Origin of the sequence: Bradyrhizobium sp. SRS-191 (assembly GCF_024586915.1) — a bacterium.
Classification (GTDB): Bacteria; Pseudomonadota; Alphaproteobacteria; order Rhizobiales; family Xanthobacteraceae; genus Bradyrhizobium.
Genome location: NZ_JANBVS010000003.1, coordinates 158728 through 176079, shown reverse-complemented (window position 1 = coordinate 176079; position 17352 = coordinate 158728). Strand labels below are relative to the sequence as shown.

Here is a 17352-nt window from a genome sequence, read left to right as displayed (position 1 = left end):
TGCTGGCGGTCCCGTCTGGCGGCCGATGGCGATCGCCGATCTCGGGATGGTCGACGCAATCGCGGCGCGCGTGCATCCCGATTTCCCAGAGGATGCCGCCGTCTTCGCGGAGCGGCTGCGGCTTTATCCGGACGGTTGCCACGTCTTGGCGGCAGCCGACATCGCCGGCTACCTGATCAGTCATCCCTGGCGCGGTGAGCCACCGCCGTTGAACAGCCTCATCGGGTGCATCCCTCCCGAGGCCAGGACCTACTACATCCACGACCTTGCGCTGCTGCCGTCCGCTCGCGGAAGCGGAGCCGCGGGCCGCATTGTGCAACAACTCATCGAACAGGCGCGGCGGCTTCAGCTCCCCTCGCTGTCGCTCGTTGCCGTCAACGGCTCAGTGCCGTTCTGGGAGAATCAGGGCTTCGTCGTCGCGCGCGATCACGATGCCACGGGCTACGGCGAGGATGCGCGCCGGATGGTTCGTCATCTCGCCTGAGCCGTCGCTATCGACCTGATGAGCCTGCGACATGCGAACGGCCCGGTCATCGACCGGGCCGTTGCCCGTGCTGATCAGCCGGTCATTCCGGCATCGAGACCGGGCGTTTCCACAGGTCGCGCCGCCGGCTGAAGCGGTTGGCGTGCAGCATCCAGCCGCCGATCGGCTTGCCGTCGCGGTGCCGTCCGCCGCTTTCCGCGCCCATCCACGCCGCGATGGCGCCGAGCAGCAGCGCCGTTGCCACCGAGAAGGCGAGGATCGTGGTGCTCGCCCGCGAGCGCGACAATGCCGTCTTCGCATTGGCGATGGTGCTGTCGACGCGACGCTCGGCGTCGGGGCCGGTCAGCCCCGTCGTGCCGCTGACGAGCTGCACCAGGTAGTTGCGATCATCCGTGCTGACGCCGCTGTGGCTGGAGGCCGTGAGCAGAATCCGCCCCGCTTCGCTGCGGGCCGGCGCAAGCTCCGGGCTCGGTGCCCGCTTGGGCGCGCGGAACAGATGATCGAGTTCGTAGCTCAGCACCGACGGCTCGCCAGCCGCAGGCTGCGTGCTCATCGGGTTCGGCCGCGTCGCCGCCGACGCGATCATCGCCGCCAGCACCGTGCCGAGCACAACAGCGAGGGCCCATGCGGCGACGCCATGCAGGCCATCACGCTTCTCGGTCTCGTCGCTCTCGGCGGGACCATAGGGGGCGCGCACACGCCCGGCGATGTAGCCGCCGCAGCCGAAGCTGACCAGCGCCTGCAACACGAGATAGAGACCCGAGAGCAGCCACAGCGCAACCGAGGCGTCGCGCCAGGTCGGGGCCGTCGAGCTCACGCCGAGCCCGACCGTCATGGCGAAGGTGATGAGGATCGACGAGACGGCGGCGGCGGTGAGGGCGCCTGCAATGACCGGGGTCCATTGCAGCGTCCAGCTATCGGTGGCCACGCGCCCGATGGGCGACGTGGCGACCGGCGCAGTTTCCATGGCCATCGGCGTCGTCTCAGCGCAGGCCGAAGAACGACAGGATGGCCATGACCACCACGATCAAGCCCACCAGATAAATCAGTCCGTCCATGATTTCCTCCTCCGGTTTGAAACTCTCGGCCGTATAAGCAACGGCGAAGCGCAATGTTCCGTCCCGTCGGTTGGTGTCAGGGCCAATTGACGGCAGAGGAGGAGCTGCGTGGCGATGCAGCATGAAGCTTGGATGAAGGAGCTGTGGTCGCGCGCGTCGGGCACGTCGCCTAGTAGAAACGCGCGAGCCTCGGGAGTCTGGCAACGGCGGCAGTCCATCAGATTGCCGCCGATCTCACGTGATGAGTTCTCCGGCGGCAATCAACGATGTCGCGCGCCGCGGCCTTCGACCGTCAATAGCGGGGATAGTAGCCGCGCTGGCGGGCATAGGCGTAGGCGGGGTTGATACCGCAGCCGGCATCGGTGCCGGAGGCGGCAGCCTGGCATTGCTGATAGGTGGCGAACTGGCAGTTGCCGGGATAGCCCCACATCCTGCCTTGCAGGCAGAAGCGATCCTGTGCGGCGGAAGCGGGGGAGATCGCGGAGAAGCTGGCGAGCACGGCGGCGGCAGAGAAGGAGGCAAACAGCAGACGGCGCATGTATTTATCCTTGCGTTGAAAGATATGATTGTAACGCGAGGCTGCGCAGGGCCGTTCCTCACGCGCAACATTAACTGTTGGGTCGCCGTCGTCGTTTCCCATTCAAGATCAGGCGCGCGATCTGCGGCTTCGGCCTTCAGACGTCACGTCATCAGGGAGCACGTCGTGCGCTGGCGGTATCAGGCTGGGCGGCCCTCGTGATCAGCTCGAAGACGCCGGAACATTCGCGGACTCGTCATGTTGCTCACCCGTCAACAGCGGATGCTCGCCATGTTCGGTCGATCCAGAAAGTCGGATGCTGCACGTCGGGAGACGGCGTCATGGTTCGGTCCGGGCCGCGCGCGCGGCCCGGGGACGGGAGGCATGCTGGCGCTGCTCGGGCTGGCGTTCCTGATCCAATATTTCGATCAGCAGTCCGAACAAACCGGGCGCCGCGGGCGCGCAAGCGGCGGGTCCGATGACGGTCACGGCAGGCTGGCCTCCTCGCCCTCCGAGATCCCGGCGCGTGGCTGGAAGGATGTCCTCTATCGCGTCTATGAGAACGTCACCGAGCATCGGATCGTCGCGCTTGCCGCCGGCATGACGTTCTACACGCTGCTGGCGATCTTCCCGGCGCTCGCAGCCCTCGTCGCAATCTACGGACTGTTCTCCGACCCGGCCAGGATCACCGGACATCTGGAGCAGCTGCAAGGCCTGATGCCGGGCGGCGCCATCGACATCGCGCGCGACCAGCTCACGCGCGTCTCGGCGAAGGGCAGCCAGGCCCTGGGCGTGACCTTTCTCGTCAGCCTTGCGATCTCGCTGTGGAGCGCGAACGCCGCGATGAAGTCGCTGTTCGATACGCTGAATATCGTCTATCGCGAGCCGGAGACGCGCGGCTTCATCAAGCTCAATGCGATTTCGCTGCTGTTCACGGGAGGAGCAATCTTGTTTGCCCTTCTCGCCATTGGCGCCATCGTCGTCGTCCCGGTCGTCCTACATTATGTAGGCCTGTCGGACGTAGCCGATCTCCTGCTGCGCATCGGCCGCTGGCCCGCGATCTTCATCTTCGTTTCGCTTGGGCTCGCACTGATCTATCGCTACGGTCCGGATCGCGAGGAGCCGAAATGGCGCTGGATCAGCTGGGGCAGCGCGCTGGCCGCGGCGCTGTGGCTCGGAGGATCGGCGCTGTTCTCCTGGTATGCGGCGAATTTCGGCAGCTTCAACGCCACTTACGGATCGCTCGGTGCCGCGATCGGCTTCATGACCTGGATCTGGATCTCGGCCATCGTCATCCTGATCGGCGGGGAACTCGATGCCGAGCTGGAGCACCAGACGCTGCGCGATACAACGACCGGCCCCGAGAAGCCGCTCGGCACGCGCGGCGCCACCATGGCGGACACGGTCGGACGGTCGGCCTGACGCTGCAGAAAATCGTTTCAGGGCCCGCTGCTATCTCCGACGAGACGCGAGAGTCGGGTTCCGGGGGAACCCAAGACGGTGCGACCGAGTTCCTTTTCCGCTCGTCGCGCGGTGGCTGGGGCCAAGGCCCTGCGCCCGGGCCGACCATTGCCGAGTTCGCCCATATTCACGAAGGAGCTTTGAATGACGGAGGAGCTTGCTGGCGGCGCGTACCGTCGCGAGGGTCTGTCCCGCATTTCCACCGGCAGCGATGGTCTCGATGACATCCTCGGCGGCGGCTTGGACCCGAACCGGCTGTATCTCTATGAGGGACGGCCCGGAACGGGAAAGACCACCATCGCGCTCCAGTTCCTTCTCAAAGGCCAGAGCCTCGGCGAGCGCGTGCTCTACATCACCTTGTCCGAGACCAAGCGGGAGCTCGAGGTCGTCGCCGAGCGCCACGGCTGGTCACTGGACGGGGTCAACGTGTTCGAGCTGGTCCCGCCGGAGACGACGCTCGATCCCGAACGCGAACTCACCGTATTCCATCCGGCCGAGGTGGAGCTCAGCGAAACCACCGGCCTGATGTTCAAGGAGGTCGAGCGCATCGATCCCACCCGGGTCGTGATCGACAGCCTCTCCGAACTGCGGCTGCTCGCGCAGAGTCCGCTGCGCTATCGCCGCCAGGTGCTGGCCGTGAAGCACTTCTTTGCTAAGCGCAACTGCACGGTGATCCTGCTCGACGACCTCTCGTCCTCGCAGGACGACCTGCAGCTCCATTCCGTTGCCCATGGCGTCGTCGTGCTCGAGCAGCTTGCGATCGAATATGGTGCTGAACGCCGACGTCTGCGCGTCATCAAGATGCGCGGCATGGCCTTTCGCGGCGGCTTCCACGATTTCACCATCGCCAAAGGCGGCTTGCGGATCTTTCCGCGCCTGGTCGCCTCGGAGCATCACCGCTCCTTCCTCGGCGAATTCACCCCGAGCGGCAATGCAGAGCTCGACCAGCTCCTCGGAGGCGGGCTCGAACGCGGCACCAATGCACTGATCCTCGGGGCGGCAGGCGTCGGCAAATCATCGCTCGCGCTGAGCTACGCGATCGCGGCGGCCGGCCGCGGCGAGCACGTGGTGTTCTTCGCCTTCGACGAGGGGCGCGGCACGGTGGAGGCGCGGGCGCGCTCGCTTGGCTTAAAGCTGCACCAGCATCTGGAGTCCGGTCTCGTCCGCTTTCAGCAGATCGATCCCGCCGAGCTGTCTCCGGGGGAGTTCGGCGCGAACGTGCGCCGCAGCGTCGAGCATGACAATGCTCGCGTCATCATCATCGACAGTCTCAACGGCTATCTCAACGCGATGCCGGACGAGCGCTTTCTCATCCTGCAGATGCACGAGCTGCTGAGCTATCTCGGCCAGCAGGGCGTGCTGACCATCCTGGTGCTCGCACAACACGGTCTGGTCGGGCCGATGGATACTCCGCTGGACATCAGCTATCTCAGCGATGCCGTGCTGATGCTGCGCTATTTCGAGGTGGCGGGCACCGTGCGTCGCGCGGTGTCGGTGGTGAAGAAGCGCAGCGGGTACCACGAACATACGATCCGGGAGTTTCGCTTGAGCGGCGCCGGCATGACCCTCGGTCCTCCGCTGGTGGAATTCAGCGGCATTTTCTCGGGCAATCCGCGCTTCGCCGGAGCCGATCTTCCGGAGCTGGGACTGCGAGATGAGCACTGAAGGCGATCAACGTGTGCTCGTGTTCGCCCCGATCGGACGCGACGGGCCTGCCTCCGCAGAGCTGTTTCGCAGCGCGCGGATCGATGCGGCCGTCTGCTCTTCTTTGTCCGATCTGATCGTTCAGTTGCGTCAGGGCGTCGGCGCGGTCGTCATCGCCGAGGAGGGCCTGTTCGCGACGGATGCTGAGCCGCTGACGGAGTGGGTCGCACGGCAGCCGCCGTGGTCGGACCTGCCCTTCATCGTGCTGACCAGCCACCGGGAGCAGCCGGCCGTCGTGGCGTGGCGGCGCGATCTCGTGACGGCGCTGCGCAACGTTTCCCTGCTCGAGCGGCCGATCCAGCCGATCACGCTGTTGAGCGCGGTGCAATCGGCGATGCGGGCGCGGCGTCGCCAATATGAGATCCGCGCGCTGATCCATGCGCGCGAGCAGGCCGCCCAGGAGCTGGAGCGGCTGGTGGTGGAGCGGACACGCGCGCTCGCCGAATCCAACGAACACCTGCGGGTGGAGATGGCCGAGCGCGCGCAGGTCGAGGAGACGCTGCGGCAGGCGCAGAAGATCGAGGCGATCGGCCGGCTGACTGGCGGCGTTGCGCACGACTTCAATAACCTGCTGATGGTGATTTCCGGCGGCCTCGACATGCTCGACCGTCAGTCCGACCCGGCGCGGCGGCGGCGCCTGATGGACGGAATGATCCAGGCAGCGCAGCGCGGCGCCAGCCTCACGCGGCAGCTGCTCGCATTTTCCCGCCGGCAGGAGCTGCGGCCGGAGCCCGTCGACATCGCCCGCCAGATCGGCGGCATGCGCGAGCTGCTCGATCGCAGCCTGCGCGGCGACGTCCATGTGCAGTTCGAATTTCCCGACGCGCTCTGGCCGGTCGAGGTTGATCCCGGCGAGCTCGAGCTCGTGGTGCTCAATCTCGCCGTCAATGCGCGCGACGCGATGCCGACCGGCGGCACGATCCTGGTGCGCGGCGAGAATCTCGCGAACTGGCGCGATGACGAAATCTCAGGCGATTTCGTGCGCCTGTCGGTGGTCGACAGCGGCACCGGAATGTCCGAGGATGTTCGCCTGCGCGTCTTCGAGCCGTTCTTCACCACCAAGGATATCGGCAAGGGCTCAGGTCTCGGACTGGCCCAGGTCTACGGTTTTTCCAAGCAGTCGCGCGGCACCGTCCGGATCGAGTCGGAGCTCGGCCGCGGCACCACGATCGCCTTGTATCTTCCGAGATCGGCGCACGCCGCATCGACGTCTCGGCGCCATCTCGTCGACTTTCACCATGCCAGCGCTCGTCACCACGCTCAGGGACGAATTCTTCTGGTCGAGGACGACGCCGAGGTGGCAGCACTGGTGAGCGAGATGCTGCGCCAGCTCGGCTATGAGGTCACCCATGCCGCCAGTGCTGCGGCCGCGCTCGGCGCGCTGGCCGACGGACGCGCGGTCGATCTCGTCTTCTCCGACGTCATGATGCCGGGCGGCATGAACGGCGTCGAACTTGCGCGCGAGATCCAGAAGCGGCGCGGCGACATGCCGATTCTCCTGACCAGCGGCTATTCGGGGACGGCCGTGCACGCCGCCCGGGAGGCCGGCGTGCGCATTCTGTCGAAGCCGTATGGCGTCGACGAGCTCGCCGCCGCGATCGACGCCGCCAAGACGGAAAGCGTGCCGTCCCGCGCGCGAAGCTCCTGAACCGTGTCCGAGAGCGTCGCGCGGTCCGCTCAGGACAGCGTCGGCTCAGACGCCGCGGCGGCGTGCTCGATCACTGCTGCGGCGTCCAGCACGAGGTCCTCGCGGAAGCGCGGTCCCACGATCTGCACGCCGACCGGAATGCCGTCATGCACGCCGGTCGGCACGCTGATCGACGGCAGCCCGAGATAGGCGGTCGCGAACAGGAAGACGTGCGAGCGATACAGGCGATCGACGCTGGCATCGCTCTCGATGTCGACGCCGTAGGGCAGGGCCGTCTCCATCGCGACCGGGCACAGCACCAGCGGATGATCCTGCATGAACGCCTGCCAGCGCCGCAGATAGGTCGCGCGCGCCGACGACGCCTTGATCAGGCCGGGCACGTCGAGCTCCGGCGTGCGGTTCATCATCAGCGCGAAGGCACGCCGAGCCAGCGCATCGCCGTGCTGCTCGACCTGCGCGGCCAGCGTCACCCGCGATTCCCCTTGCGCGAAATCATTCCATGCCTGGGCTGCGGCGGCGACATCCGGCGGATCGCGCCAGGTCACCTCATAGCCCGACCGATGCAGGATCTCTGCTGCCTTGCGCACGGCGGCCTCGACCTCGGGCGCGATGCCGACACCGGCCGGATCGAGGCAGACCGCGACGCCGGGATGATCGATGCGGGGGCCCTCCAGCGGCATCGCGACATGCCAGGGATCGCGCGGATCGGGCGCGGCCATCGCCGCCAGCGCCAGCCTTGCATCCTCGACATTGCGCGTGATCGCGCCCTGCACCGAGATCAGCTGCAGCGACAATTGCCGCTCCGACGGCGCCGTGCCGTTGTACGCCGGGATGCGGCCGAACGACGGGCGCAGGCCGACCGTGCCGGTGCAATAAGCGGGATAGCGGATCGAGCCGCCGCCATCATTGCCATGCGCGATCGCGCACATGCCGGTGGCGGCGGCCACCGCCGCGCCGCCGCTGGAGCCGCCCGGCGTGCGATCCGGCCGCCACGGATTGAGCGTGCGGCCATGCAGCTCGTTGTCCGTGAACCAGCGCATCGAGAAGGCCGGCGTGTTGGTGCGGCCGATGATCACGGCGCCGGCCTTGCGCAGATTGGCGACGACGGGTGCGTCGTCCTTGGCGATGTTGTCCTTGAAGGCTGCGACGCCGTTGGTGGTCGGCAATCCCTTCTGGTCGACATTGATCTTGGTCGTCACCGGCACGCCGTGCAGCGGCCCGAGCATGGTGCCTGAGGCCACCATGCGGTCGGCCAGATCAGCGGCGGCCAGCGCGTCCTCGGTCTGCACCGAAACCACGGCGTTGAGCTCGGGATTGACCGCGGCGATGCGGTCGAGACAGGCCGTCACGGCCTCGCGGCTGGTGATCTTCCTGGTGCGGATGGCGGAAGCGAGTTGCGTGGCCGACCAGCGCCACAGCGGGGTATCCATGCGAAGCGAACCTTTGCAATCAAAGCCAATGGTCAGGCGCGCCGCGATGCTGCGCACACCGCGCGTCACGCCCGAACGACGGCCACCATAGGTGAATCGCGCGCCGGGCCAAAATTCTCGTTCCTGCGCGGGAACTTTGCCCTCACGCCGCCGTTACGTCGATGCGTCCGCTCCCGCCTGCATGCGATGGTGCGCGATGAGGCGGCAATGTCGCTGCCTGCCAGGGGGATGGATGACCAGTCGCGAGTTCGTGCGTAACTTCTGGCGCAATCAAACCTCCGTCGACTACGGCCTTCCGGACCTCGCTCCCGGCAACCTGGAAGACCGCGATTTCCGCCTGCTGGCGGACGGCATTCCCACGCTGTGCTGGATCGCCAATGGCGACGGCTACATCGTCTGGTACAATCGCCGCTGGCACGAATACTGCGGCAGCACGCCGGAGCAGATGGAAGGCTGGGGGTGGCAATCGGTGCATGACCCCGCGCAGCTTCCCTCGGTGATGGAGCGCTGGCAGGCCTCGATCGCCACCGGCGAGCCGTTCGAGATGACGTTTCCGCTGCGCGGCGCCGACGGCATCTTCCGGCCGTTCCTGACCCGCATCCAGCCGATGCGCGATGCGTCGGGACGTATCCGGCGCTGGTTCGGCGTCAACACCGAAGTGTCGGCCCAAATGCAGGCCGAGCAGGCGCTGCGCGACAGCGAGACGCAGGCCCGTGCCGATGCCGAGCGCGTGCAGCTCGCGCTCGCCGCCGGCGCCATCATCGGCACCTGGGTCTGGGACATCCCCGCCAACCGCTTCACCATCGACGACAACTTCGCCGTCAATTTCGGTCTCGATCCGGAGCTCGGGCGCGAAGGCCTCAGCCTCGAGCAGGTCACCATGACCGTGCATCCGGACGATCAGGCCGGGCTTGCGGCCGCCATCCAGGACGCCTTGGCGCGCGGCGGCGACTACGCGCATCAGTATCGCGTTCGCCGCCGCGACGGCCGCTACCACTGGATCGAGGCCAACGGCCGCGTCGAGCTGCGCGACGGCAAGCCGGTTCGCTTTCCCGGCGTCCTGCTCGACGTCAACGCGCGTCACGCCGCCGAGGCAGCGCTGCGCGAGGCCGAGGAGCGGCTGCGGCTGGCGACCCAGGTCGCCGAGGTCGGCTTCTGGGACTACGACCCCGCGACCGACGTGTTGGTCTGGCCGCCGCTCGTCAGGGCGATGTTCGGTGTCGCCGCGGACGTGCCGGTCACGATCGCCGACTTCTACGAGGGCCTGCATCCCGACGATCTCGAGCCGACGACGACAGCCTTCGCGGCCGCCGCAGATCCCGTCCGCCGCGCGCTCTACGACGTCGAATTCCGCACGGTCGGCAAGAATGATGGCGCGGTCCGCTGGGTGGCGGCCAAGGGGCGCGGCCTGTTCGACGACGCCGGACGCTGCGTCCGCTTGATCGGCACCGCCATCGACATCACCGCCCGCAAGACGGCCGAGGCGCGGCTGCGTGATCTCAACGAGAGCCTGGAGGTCGCCAATGAGGAGATCAAGCGCTACGCTCATGTCGTGAGCCACGATCTGCGCGCGCCGCTGGTCAACATCATGGGCTTTGCACAGGAGCTGCAGAGCCAGCGCGACGAGATGTTCGCGGCCGGACAACTGCCCAAGACTGATCCGCTGCGCGAGCAGGCCGAGCGCGACTTCGACGAGTCGTTGTCCTTCATCCGCGCGGCGACGCAGAAGATGGACGGGCTGATCAACGCCATCCTGAAAGTGTCCCGCCACGGCCAGCAGCCGCTGCATCCCGAGCCGCTCGACATGGAGGCGCTGGTCAGGAAGCTTTCGGATTCCATCCGTCACCAGACCGAGACGGCCGGCGCCGTCATCACCATCGAGCAGCTGCCGCCGCTGGTGGCCGATCCGCTCGCGGTCGGACAGATCTTCGGCAACCTGCTCGACAATGCCGTCAAATATCTCGATCCCGAGCGCCCGGGCCGGATTACCATTTCAGGCGAGGCGCGCGGCGGCGAGGTGGTCTTTCAGGTCGCCGACAATGGCAGGGGCATCCGGCCCGAAGACCAGGCGCGGGTGTTCGAGCTGTTTCAGCGCGCCGGCAAGCGCGACCAGCCGGGCGAGGGAATCGGCCTTGCGCATGTGAAGTCCTTGGTCGGGCGCATGCACGGCAGCATCTCGCTGACCTCCGAGGCTGGCGTTGGCACGACGTTTACCGTGATCTTGCCGCGCGCCGCCAACTAAGCGCGTCTGCAAATCAGTCCTGCGTGGAACGCAGGCCGATTTTGATTTGCCGCAACGGCAGCGGCTCTCCTTTCGGGAACATTGGCGTCAACGGAAAGGAGATGAGTCATGTGGCTCACCAAGGACGACTTCCGCATCAAGGCGGAGAATTTTGATTTATCGAATGGGATGAACATTCTTCGCATCATCTGCGGGTTGTTTCTGTTTCCCCATGTGGCCGGAAAATTCGCGGGCGGCGCGGTGTCGGCTGCGACGGCAGGCTTCTTCGCCAAGGCCGGCTTCCATCCGCCGGAGATTTGGGTCTTGATTGCCGCCGCGTCGGAAAGTGCCGCCGGCATCGCGCTGGTGCTCGGCATCTGCACCCGCTTTTCCGCGCTCGGCGCCACGGCGCTGCTGCTATTCGCCGTCTATGCGCTGCAGGTCGTGAAGGGCTTCGGCTGGACCTGGAATACCGGCGGCTACGAGTATCCCGTGTTCTGGGCGATCACCTCCTTCGTGGTGGCGCTCGAGGCCTGGAAGGTCCACCTCGCGCAGGCCAAGCCGCGCGCGGCGGTTGTGCCGGCGGGCGCTGCGGCCTGATCCGGGCGGGCCCGGCCTTCGCGAAACGTCAGAAGATCGAAGAGAGCCGCCCTTGGGCGGCTCTCTTGTCTTGAGCGCTTCCATTTTGTCATCTCTTGCCGATCCAAGACTGCCGAGACCAATCGTTGGATCACGTCCGAACAACAATTCGGTACACTACAGGGACGCCGCGGAGGCTGGGCCGTTCCGAGGGCCGGGAGCTAGGCCCCGGCGGGTGCAGGTGCCTGCGGGCAGTTCGTCAGCCGCGCCGGCGTGCCGACCGCGGTGCAGCCGGCGGGGACATCGCGGGTCACCAGCGCGTCGGCGCCGATCTTGGCGAAGTCGCCGACGGTGACGTCGCCCAGGATCGTCGCGCCCGAGGAGATCAGCGCGCCTCGGCCGATTCGCGGCGCGCGGCCGGGCAGCGCATCCTGGCGACCGACGGTCACGTTCTGGAGGATGGTGACGTCATCGCCGACATCCGCATACGCTCCGATGACGATGCCGGTGGCATGATCGAGGAAAACAGCGGTCCCGAGCAGGGCCGAGGGATGAATGCTCACCTGGAGAGAAGCCGAGGACTCCGCCTGCAGCAGCAGCGCGAGATCGGGCCTGTCGTTCGTCCACAGCCAATGCGAGACGCGATAGGCCTGCAGCGCGACATATCCCTTGTAGTTCAGCAGCGGCGGCAGCAGTGACGAACTCGCGGGATCGCGCGCCGCGATCGCGCGAAGATCATCCGCCGCAGCCTCGACCAGGACCGGCGCAGCATGCTGCGCGTCACGGGCGATGCGGGCAAGACGCGTCCCTTCGGCATCACGCCTGCCAAGCCGTACGCCGATCTGGTGAGCGATCATGTGGCCGAGATCGGGATGGTCCAGGACCGCAGCCGACAGGGCGCGACCGAACACGGGATCGGCAGCCGCGCTCGACCGGGCCTCACGCAAGATCGATTGCCAAAGCGAGCGGCTGGGCACGTTCGAGCGGTCGACCATGATCATGCTCCTCGGTTGCCGACCAGCAAGCAGGCACTGTAACATGGACGGAGCTTCATCAAAATCCCGAGTGGCCACGATCGGCCGACACGCGGTGATCGCCTTGCCCCGTCGCATTCACATCACCGGCGCCTCCGGCTCGGGGACCACCACGCTCGGTCGCAGCGTTGCCTCGGCGCTCGCGATCCCGCATCACGACACTGACGACTACTTCTGGAAGCCCACTGATCCGCCCTATGATGACATGCGGCCGGCGCCCGAGCGGCTTCGTCTGATGGCCGACATGTTCGTGCCGCGTCCCGCCTGGGTGCTGAGCGGATCCTTGGCGGGCTGGGGTGATCCGCTGATCTCCCACTTCGACCTCGTCGTCTTCATCACCATCGAAAAGGAGCTCCGGCTGCAGCGTATCCGGTGTCGCGAAGCCGCGCGCTACGGTGCTGCGGCAGTCGCGCCCGGCGGCGCGCGCCATCGCGACACCGAGGCCTTCGTCGCCTGGGCCGCCGCCTACGATGAGGGCGACAGCGTCAGCCGCACCCGGGCGAAGCACGAGGCGTGGCTGGCCACGCTGCCATGTCCCGTGCTGCGCCTCGACGGAGGACGTCCGATCGAGGAGCTCACCGCGCGGGTGGTGACGACGGCCTCGCAGCTTTGACCAGAGGTCGAGCCCAAGCTCGCTGTCGGAGACATGATCCGATGCAGGTGACAACCATCCTCTTGATCGTGCTGCTGGGGCTCGCCTGGCCGGTGCTGAAACTGTTCAACAGCCTTCGCACGATGCAGGTTCGGATCGGGATGGGAGCGGGCGTGACGCTGTCGAGGGACGAGAGCCCGCGCCTGTTCTGGCTTCTGATCACGTTGCAATGTCTGGCCGTGGGCCTGATGCTCGCAATCCTCTACGCTGTCTGCTTTATCCTCCCGCAGCAGATCCTGAGCTAACGCGCGAACGGCCTTGCATCGAAGCCGTTCACGAGCTTGATCCCCTCGTCCGCAAGAGCAGACCTCTGGTTTCAACGTCCGCGCTCGGCCCCGCCATTGACCTGAACGATCTGCGCGGTGACATGAGCCGCCTCCGCCGAGGCGAGCCAGCCGATGGTCGACGCGATATCCGCTGGCGTCCCTGCGCGCTTGTTCAATGTCTCGTCGATCCTCGCGTCCAATTGCGCCTCGCTCATCGCCGCGCCGAAGAATTCCGTGTCGGCGACATAGCCGGGCGCGACGACGTTCACCGTGATGCCGCGCGGCCCGAGCAGTTTGGCGAGGTCGGCGGAGTAGGGGTGAAGGGCGGCCTTGGCCGCGCCGTAGGACCCTTCGCCCGATCCGCGATAGGCCGCGATCGAGCTGACGAAAACGATCCGCCCGCCCGGGGCACGCAGGCGCGGAATGAGGGCTTCGGTGAGCAGCACGGCCGTGAGCGTATTGAGGCGGTAATTGTCGGTCCAGCGCCGCGCCACGCCCGCCAGACCGTCATCATAGGTGCCGGCCGGCGCGCGCCGCGCCACATGGCCGCCGGCGGCATTCACGAGTACGTCGACGGCGGCGAACCGCTGCTCCAGCGTCGCTCGCACGGCTTCGACCTGCCCGACATCAGCGAGGTCGGCGGTGATCGACAAGGGCGCCGGCGCTTCCGGCTGCTCCGTTGAAATCGAAGCGACTGCGGCCGCGAGCACGCCCGCGCGGCGGCCAATGATCACGACCTGGGCCCCGCGTCTCGCAAAGCTTCGCGCCGTGGCAAGTCCGATGCCTGTGCCCCCGCCGCTGATCACGACCACTTGCGTCATCGTTCAACTCCACGCTGTCCTAAGTGCCACGGTCGAGCAGCAGGTTCAAAATCCGAAGCGGCAGTCGTCAACCTGCACGGGAGTGGACTTTTCGTCAACGATGCTTACCTTCGTCGGCGGGGCACCGGCCCGGGCTGTTCTGAGGAAGACATCTTCGCATGTTTGTCAAACTCGCGAATGCCGCAAGGATGACGTGGCGCTGGATGCCGCCGTCGACCTACTTGGCGGCTGCTGTCGCTCTTGCGGTGCTCGTTGCGGCCTCGATGGCGGCGAGGCCGGGGCTTGCAGCGATTTGCTGGCCGTGGACACTCGCTGCGGCCGCCTGTGTTCTTGCGATCGCCGGCGCCTTTCGCATCGTGCGCGGAATCGGTGCGCCGCGCTGGATCGCAGCTGTGCTTGCGCTTCCTGCCTATATGTGGGCCGTGGGTGTTATCAAGCTGCTCAGTGATCAGCCGGTTTCGGTGATGGAGCGGATCGTGTTCGGCCTTGCCGCGCAACTGGCCTTTCTCGCCGCGGCCGGTGGCGCGATCGGGCTCGTTGCGTGGCTGTCGAGGCCACGATCGATGTTTCGTGTCGGCGTGGCCGTGCTCGCGACATTTGCCGTGCTCTCCTGCGCCGACGCCATGATGGCGTGGAACGGGCTGTCCCTCGCGACCAGCACCTATTGGCTCACTCCGTTCCTCGCGGCGCGCGCGACCGCGATGCTCGTTGCCTACACCGCGTTCGTCGGTGCTGCATGGATGCTCTCGATGCGCCATGATGGCGAGCCATGGACAGCCATCGTGATCAGCCTCATCGCGGCCGACATGCTCACAGATACGCTGCGGCTGACAGTCTTGCTCGAGGCGCGCGCATATGCGCCATCGTTGTGGGGATACGGTGTCGTGCTCACCGGCGCCGCCGCGGTTTGGCGCATGGGAGCCGTGCTAGGCCCCGAGATCGATGCCGGCCGCCGCGCAGATACTCCGATCGGAGGAGAGGTATGAGCGTTGGGGCGAAGTCCCAGCGCTGAATTGGGTCAGCCTCTGAGACAGTCCGTCAGCCTCCCGAACGGGCTTCGATATTTTCTCCGTTTCAGAAGTTTTCTCTTTCGTTTTTCCGGAAAGTGTGCTTCAATGCCCCCATCCTGCTTCGCCACGAGGGGCGTATCGCGATCGTCACGACATGTGAGGCGGGGAGGCGATGGCCGCTGGCTTGCCGCAGCGCATATCTGTGCGCGGACGAACGGCAGTTGGCGGACGTGAAGTCGTGTGGTCCTGGCGCCGCGATGCTGGCGCCAAGCTGTCGGGCGATGATCCCGATGGCGACGGTGGCTCGACAGCCGTACACCGGGGAGAGCACGATATAAGCGTGAAGACCATCGCGCAGGGAATGCCGGAGTTCGGCTGAACCTGTGGTGACTGCCGCCTGCTTTTTTTGCTGCAGGCGGGCCATGGGTTGCGGCCAGCGCCCGGCATTCCCTGCGCCCTCGTAATATCAGAGGGCTCGTCGATCTCATCAGCCCGGGCGTCTCAGCGTCGCGGGATTGCGCCGATGCGTGTGAGGCCGCAGCTCAGGGCCGAGAGCATCTGACAGCCCGATGGGATGATGGAGCAAAGTCCTGTCTTGCCAGTTCGCGAGTCCGTCGACGGCGCTCCTGAGCGAGACGTTGAAAGGAATGATGGAAGACCGCTTGCCAGGGGAAGGTGAGTTGCCAGGGCTGAGGCGCCGATCTGTAGAGGCCCCGATCTGCAATGGCCGATCGCCCAGGGCCGCAGGCCTCGCGCGACGGCGGATTATGATCTAGATGGGAGCGATCTCGAAGGACCGATCCTGACGTCTCGCGTGCACCGGCGCGCAGGACAAATCCGGAGTTGCATATGTCGCCCAGCCGAGCACCTTCTCTCACCCTCGCGGCCGAAACGATCGATATTCTGACCTCGCTCGGCGTCGCCCCTGAGCGGCTGCGCGGCGGCCCGCGTGCCGCGCGCTCGCCGATCACCGGCGAGGTTCTGGCGCAGGTGCATGACGACACACAAGCGGATGCGACTGCGGTGATCGCCCGCGCCCATGCCGCTTTTTTGCAGTGGCGACTGCTGCCGGCGCCGAAGCGCGGCGAACTGGTGCGTCTGCTCGGTGAGGAATTGCGCGCGAACAAGGCGGCGCTCGGCCGGCTGGTCTCGATCGAGGCCGGCAAGATCGTCTCGGAGGGCCTCGGCGAGGTCCAGGAGATGATCGACATCTGCGACTTCGCCGTCGGCCTGTCGCGCCAGCTCTACGGCCTCACGATCGCGACCGAGCGCGCCGAGCACCGCATGATGGAGACCTGGCATCCCCTCGGGGTCACCGGCGTGATCTCGGCGTTCAATTTCCCGGTCGCTGTCTGGGCCTGGAATGCCGCGATCGCGCTGGTGTGCGGCAACAGCGTCGTCTGGAAGCCGTCTGAAAAGACGCCGCTGACGGCGCTGGCGACGGACGCGCTGCTGGCACGCGCGATCGCCCGCTTCCGCCGCGAGGGTGGCGAAGCGCCGGACGGGCTCGCCGGCCTGCTGCTCGGCGGCCGCGCCGTGGGCGAGATGCTGGTGGACGACGCAAGGGTGCCGCTGGTGTCGGCGACCGGATCGACCGCGATGGGCCGCGTCGTCGGCGCCTGCCTCGCCAGCCGCTTTGCCCGCGCCATCCTCGAGCTCGGCGGCAACAATGCCGCGATCGTCACGCCGACGGCCGATCTCGATCTCACGCTGCGGGCGGTGGCGTTCGCCGCGATGGGCACCGCGGGCCAGCGCTGCACCAGCCTGCGCCGGCTGTTCGTCCATGCCGACGTCTATGAGCAACTGGTGCCGCGACTGAAGCAGGCCTATGCATCGGTCGCCGTCGGCAATCCGCTGGAGCAGGGCACCTTGATCGGCCCGCTGATCGACAGCAGTGCCTACGACGCCATGCACGACGCGCTGAGCGCGGCGCGGGATCACGGCGGTCGCGTGTCCGGCGGCGAGCGTGTCAGTGTCGGCGGTTTCGACGATGCCTACTACGTGCGGCCGGCGCTGGTCGAGATCGCCACGCAGGCCGGCCCGGTCGAGCGCGAGACCTTCGCGCCGATCCTCTATGTGATGCCGTATCGTGATCTCGATGCCGCGATCGAGCTGCACAATGCCGTGCCGCAGGGCCTGTCGTCGTCGATCTTCACCAACGATCTGCGCGAGGCCGAATTGTTCGTCTCGTCGCGCGGCTCCGATTGCGGCATCGCCAACGTCAATATCGGGCCGTCCGGCGCCGAGATCGGCGGCGCGTTCGGCGGCGAGAAGGAGACCGGCGGCGGCCGCGAATCCGGCTCCGATGCATGGAAGGCCTATATGCGCCGCGCCACCAACACCGTGAACTACGGACGCAGCCTGCCGCTGGCGCAGGGCGTGAAGTTCGATTTGGGGTGAGCTGTGTGATGCTTCCGGTCGGCAGCGGAACTGCTTGGCTCATTCGCGCGTTGCGCGCTGACAAGGA

The 17352-nt window shown here is 66.7% G+C and carries 17 protein-coding genes; 10 read left to right on the top strand and 7 right to left on the bottom strand.

The annotated features are described in order from the left end of the window. Positions 1-25 precede the first annotated feature (25 nt). Complete coding sequence (locus tag NLR35_RS07590; protein WP_257165926.1) at positions 26-484, top strand: GNAT family N-acetyltransferase; 459 nt, start codon at positions 26-28, stop codon at positions 482-484. A gap of 82 nt (positions 485-566) precedes the next feature. Here NLR35_RS07590 and NLR35_RS07585 read toward each other — a convergent pair whose 3' ends face one another. The 3 genes from NLR35_RS07585 to NLR35_RS07575 all read right to left on the bottom strand — a co-directional run bounded on the left by NLR35_RS07585 (position 567) and on the right by NLR35_RS07575 (position 2080). Next, positions 567-1457 carry a hypothetical protein gene (locus NLR35_RS07585; protein WP_257165925.1) on the bottom strand — a complete coding sequence of 297 codons (891 nt, stop codon included), beginning with the start codon at positions 1455-1457 and terminating at the stop codon, positions 567-569. A 10-nt stretch (positions 1458-1467) separates the two neighbouring features. After that, entirely contained in the window at positions 1468-1596 is a 129-nt protein-coding gene (locus NLR35_RS07580) for a hypothetical protein (RefSeq protein WP_257165924.1), read from the bottom strand. A gap of 238 nt (positions 1597-1834) precedes the next feature. Next, positions 1835-2080: a DUF3551 domain-containing protein gene (locus tag NLR35_RS07575; protein WP_257165923.1), complete on the bottom strand. Its 246-nt coding sequence runs from the start codon at positions 2078-2080 to the stop codon at positions 1835-1837. A gap of 363 nt (positions 2081-2443) precedes the next feature. Between NLR35_RS07575 and NLR35_RS07570 the strand changes: the two genes are divergently transcribed. The 3 genes from NLR35_RS07570 (at position 2444) to NLR35_RS07560 (ending at position 6872) form a co-directional block, all read left to right on the top strand. After that, positions 2444-3481 (top strand): YihY/virulence factor BrkB family protein, encoded by a 1038-nt coding sequence (locus tag NLR35_RS07570; RefSeq protein WP_257165922.1) that lies wholly within the window; start codon positions 2444-2446, stop codon positions 3479-3481. Positions 3482-3664: 183 nt separating this feature from the next. Further along, a complete protein-coding gene (locus NLR35_RS07565) occupies positions 3665-5185 on the top strand; it encodes an ATPase domain-containing protein (RefSeq protein ID WP_257165921.1) in 1521 nt (506 codons plus the stop codon). Next, positions 5175-6872 (top strand): response regulator, encoded by a 1698-nt coding sequence (locus tag NLR35_RS07560; protein ID WP_257165920.1) that lies wholly within the window; start codon positions 5175-5177, stop codon positions 6870-6872. Before NLR35_RS07565 ends, NLR35_RS07560 begins: the two co-directional genes overlap by 11 nt. A gap of 29 nt (positions 6873-6901) precedes the next feature. Here NLR35_RS07560 and NLR35_RS07555 read toward each other — a convergent pair whose 3' ends face one another. Further along, positions 6902-8302, bottom strand: a complete 1401-nt coding sequence (locus NLR35_RS07555; protein ID WP_257165919.1) for an amidase — start codon at positions 8300-8302, stop codon at positions 6902-6904. 232 nt (positions 8303-8534) lie between these two features. Here NLR35_RS07555 and NLR35_RS07550 point away from each other — a divergent pair, with 232 nt between their 5' ends. Beyond that, positions 8535-10544, top strand: coding sequence for a PAS domain-containing protein (locus NLR35_RS07550; protein ID WP_257165918.1), 2010 nt, complete (start codon positions 8535-8537; stop codon positions 10542-10544). 108 nt (positions 10545-10652) lie between these two features. Further along, positions 10653-11123 (top strand): DoxX family protein, encoded by a 471-nt coding sequence (locus tag NLR35_RS07545; protein WP_257165917.1) that lies wholly within the window; start codon positions 10653-10655, stop codon positions 11121-11123. Positions 11124-11323: 200 nt separating this feature from the next. Here the strand turns inward: NLR35_RS07545 and NLR35_RS07540 are convergent, their stop codons facing one another. Next, the gene (locus NLR35_RS07540) at positions 11324-12097 is read right to left on the bottom strand and encodes a serine acetyltransferase (protein ID WP_257165916.1); all 774 of its coding nucleotides are present in this window, start codon (positions 12095-12097) and stop codon (positions 11324-11326) included. Between the two features lie 94 nt (positions 12098-12191). On the opposite strand from NLR35_RS07540, the gene NLR35_RS07535 reads away from it, so the two are divergent. Together NLR35_RS07535 and NLR35_RS07530 are read left to right on the top strand one after the other, a co-directional pair. Beyond that, entirely contained in the window at positions 12192-12749 is a 558-nt protein-coding gene (locus NLR35_RS07535; RefSeq protein ID WP_257165915.1) for a hypothetical protein, read from the top strand. Between the two features lie 41 nt (positions 12750-12790). Beyond that, complete coding sequence (locus NLR35_RS07530; protein ID WP_257165914.1) at positions 12791-13033, top strand: hypothetical protein; 243 nt, start codon at positions 12791-12793, stop codon at positions 13031-13033. Between the two features lie 71 nt (positions 13034-13104). Here the strand turns inward: NLR35_RS07530 and NLR35_RS07525 are convergent, their stop codons facing one another. Further along, positions 13105-13875 carry an SDR family NAD(P)-dependent oxidoreductase gene (locus tag NLR35_RS07525; RefSeq protein ID WP_257165913.1) on the bottom strand — a complete coding sequence of 257 codons (771 nt, stop codon included), beginning with the start codon at positions 13873-13875 and terminating at the stop codon, positions 13105-13107. Positions 13876-14033: 158 nt separating this feature from the next. On the opposite strand from NLR35_RS07525, the gene NLR35_RS07520 reads away from it, so the two are divergent. Further along, the gene (locus tag NLR35_RS07520) at positions 14034-14861 is read left to right on the top strand and encodes a hypothetical protein (protein ID WP_257165912.1); all 828 of its coding nucleotides are present in this window, start codon (positions 14034-14036) and stop codon (positions 14859-14861) included. Positions 14862-14949: 88 nt separating this feature from the next. On the opposite strand, the gene NLR35_RS07515 is transcribed toward NLR35_RS07520, so the two are convergent. Then, on the bottom strand, positions 14950-15309 hold the full coding sequence (locus NLR35_RS07515; RefSeq protein ID WP_257165911.1) for a hypothetical protein: 360 nt from the start codon (positions 15307-15309) through the stop codon (positions 14950-14952). Positions 15310-15734: 425 nt separating this feature from the next. Between NLR35_RS07515 and NLR35_RS07510 the strand changes: the two genes are divergently transcribed. Beyond that, a complete protein-coding gene (locus NLR35_RS07510) occupies positions 15735-17285 on the top strand; it encodes an aldehyde dehydrogenase family protein (RefSeq protein WP_257165910.1) in 1551 nt (516 codons plus the stop codon). Positions 17286-17352 lie beyond the last annotated feature (67 nt).

Bases quoted from the DNA above. Each gene is read 5' to 3' on its own strand.
- NLR35_RS07590 (WP_257165926.1), top strand. From the start codon at position 26: ATGGCGATCGCCGATCTCGGGATGGTCGACGCAATCGCGGCGCGCGTG.
- NLR35_RS07585 (WP_257165925.1), bottom strand. From the start codon at position 1,457: ATGGCCATGGAAACTGCGCCGGTCGCCACGTCGCCCATCGGGCGCGTG.
- NLR35_RS07575 (WP_257165923.1), bottom strand. From the start codon at position 2,080: ATGCGCCGTCTGCTGTTTGCCTCCTTCTCTGCCGCCGCCGTGCTCGCC.
- NLR35_RS07570 (WP_257165922.1), top strand. From the start codon at position 2,444: ATGCTGGCGCTGCTCGGGCTGGCGTTCCTGATCCAATATTTCGATCAG.
- NLR35_RS07565 (WP_257165921.1), top strand. From the start codon at position 3,665: ATGACGGAGGAGCTTGCTGGCGGCGCGTACCGTCGCGAGGGTCTGTCC.
- NLR35_RS07560 (WP_257165920.1), top strand. From the start codon at position 5,175: ATGAGCACTGAAGGCGATCAACGTGTGCTCGTGTTCGCCCCGATCGGA.
- NLR35_RS07555 (WP_257165919.1), bottom strand. From the start codon at position 8,302: ATGGATACCCCGCTGTGGCGCTGGTCGGCCACGCAACTCGCTTCCGCC.
- NLR35_RS07550 (WP_257165918.1), top strand. From the start codon at position 8,535: ATGACCAGTCGCGAGTTCGTGCGTAACTTCTGGCGCAATCAAACCTCC.
- NLR35_RS07545 (WP_257165917.1), top strand. From the start codon at position 10,653: ATGTGGCTCACCAAGGACGACTTCCGCATCAAGGCGGAGAATTTTGAT.
- NLR35_RS07540 (WP_257165916.1), bottom strand. From the start codon at position 12,097: ATGGTCGACCGCTCGAACGTGCCCAGCCGCTCGCTTTGGCAATCGATC.
- NLR35_RS07530 (WP_257165914.1), top strand. From the start codon at position 12,791: ATGCAGGTGACAACCATCCTCTTGATCGTGCTGCTGGGGCTCGCCTGG.
- NLR35_RS07525 (WP_257165913.1), bottom strand. From the start codon at position 13,875: ATGACGCAAGTGGTCGTGATCAGCGGCGGGGGCACAGGCATCGGACTT.
- NLR35_RS07520 (WP_257165912.1), top strand. From the start codon at position 14,034: ATGTTTGTCAAACTCGCGAATGCCGCAAGGATGACGTGGCGCTGGATG.
- NLR35_RS07515 (WP_257165911.1), bottom strand. From the start codon at position 15,309: ATGGCCCGCCTGCAGCAAAAAAAGCAGGCGGCAGTCACCACAGGTTCA.
- NLR35_RS07510 (WP_257165910.1), top strand. From the start codon at position 15,735: ATGTCGCCCAGCCGAGCACCTTCTCTCACCCTCGCGGCCGAAACGATC.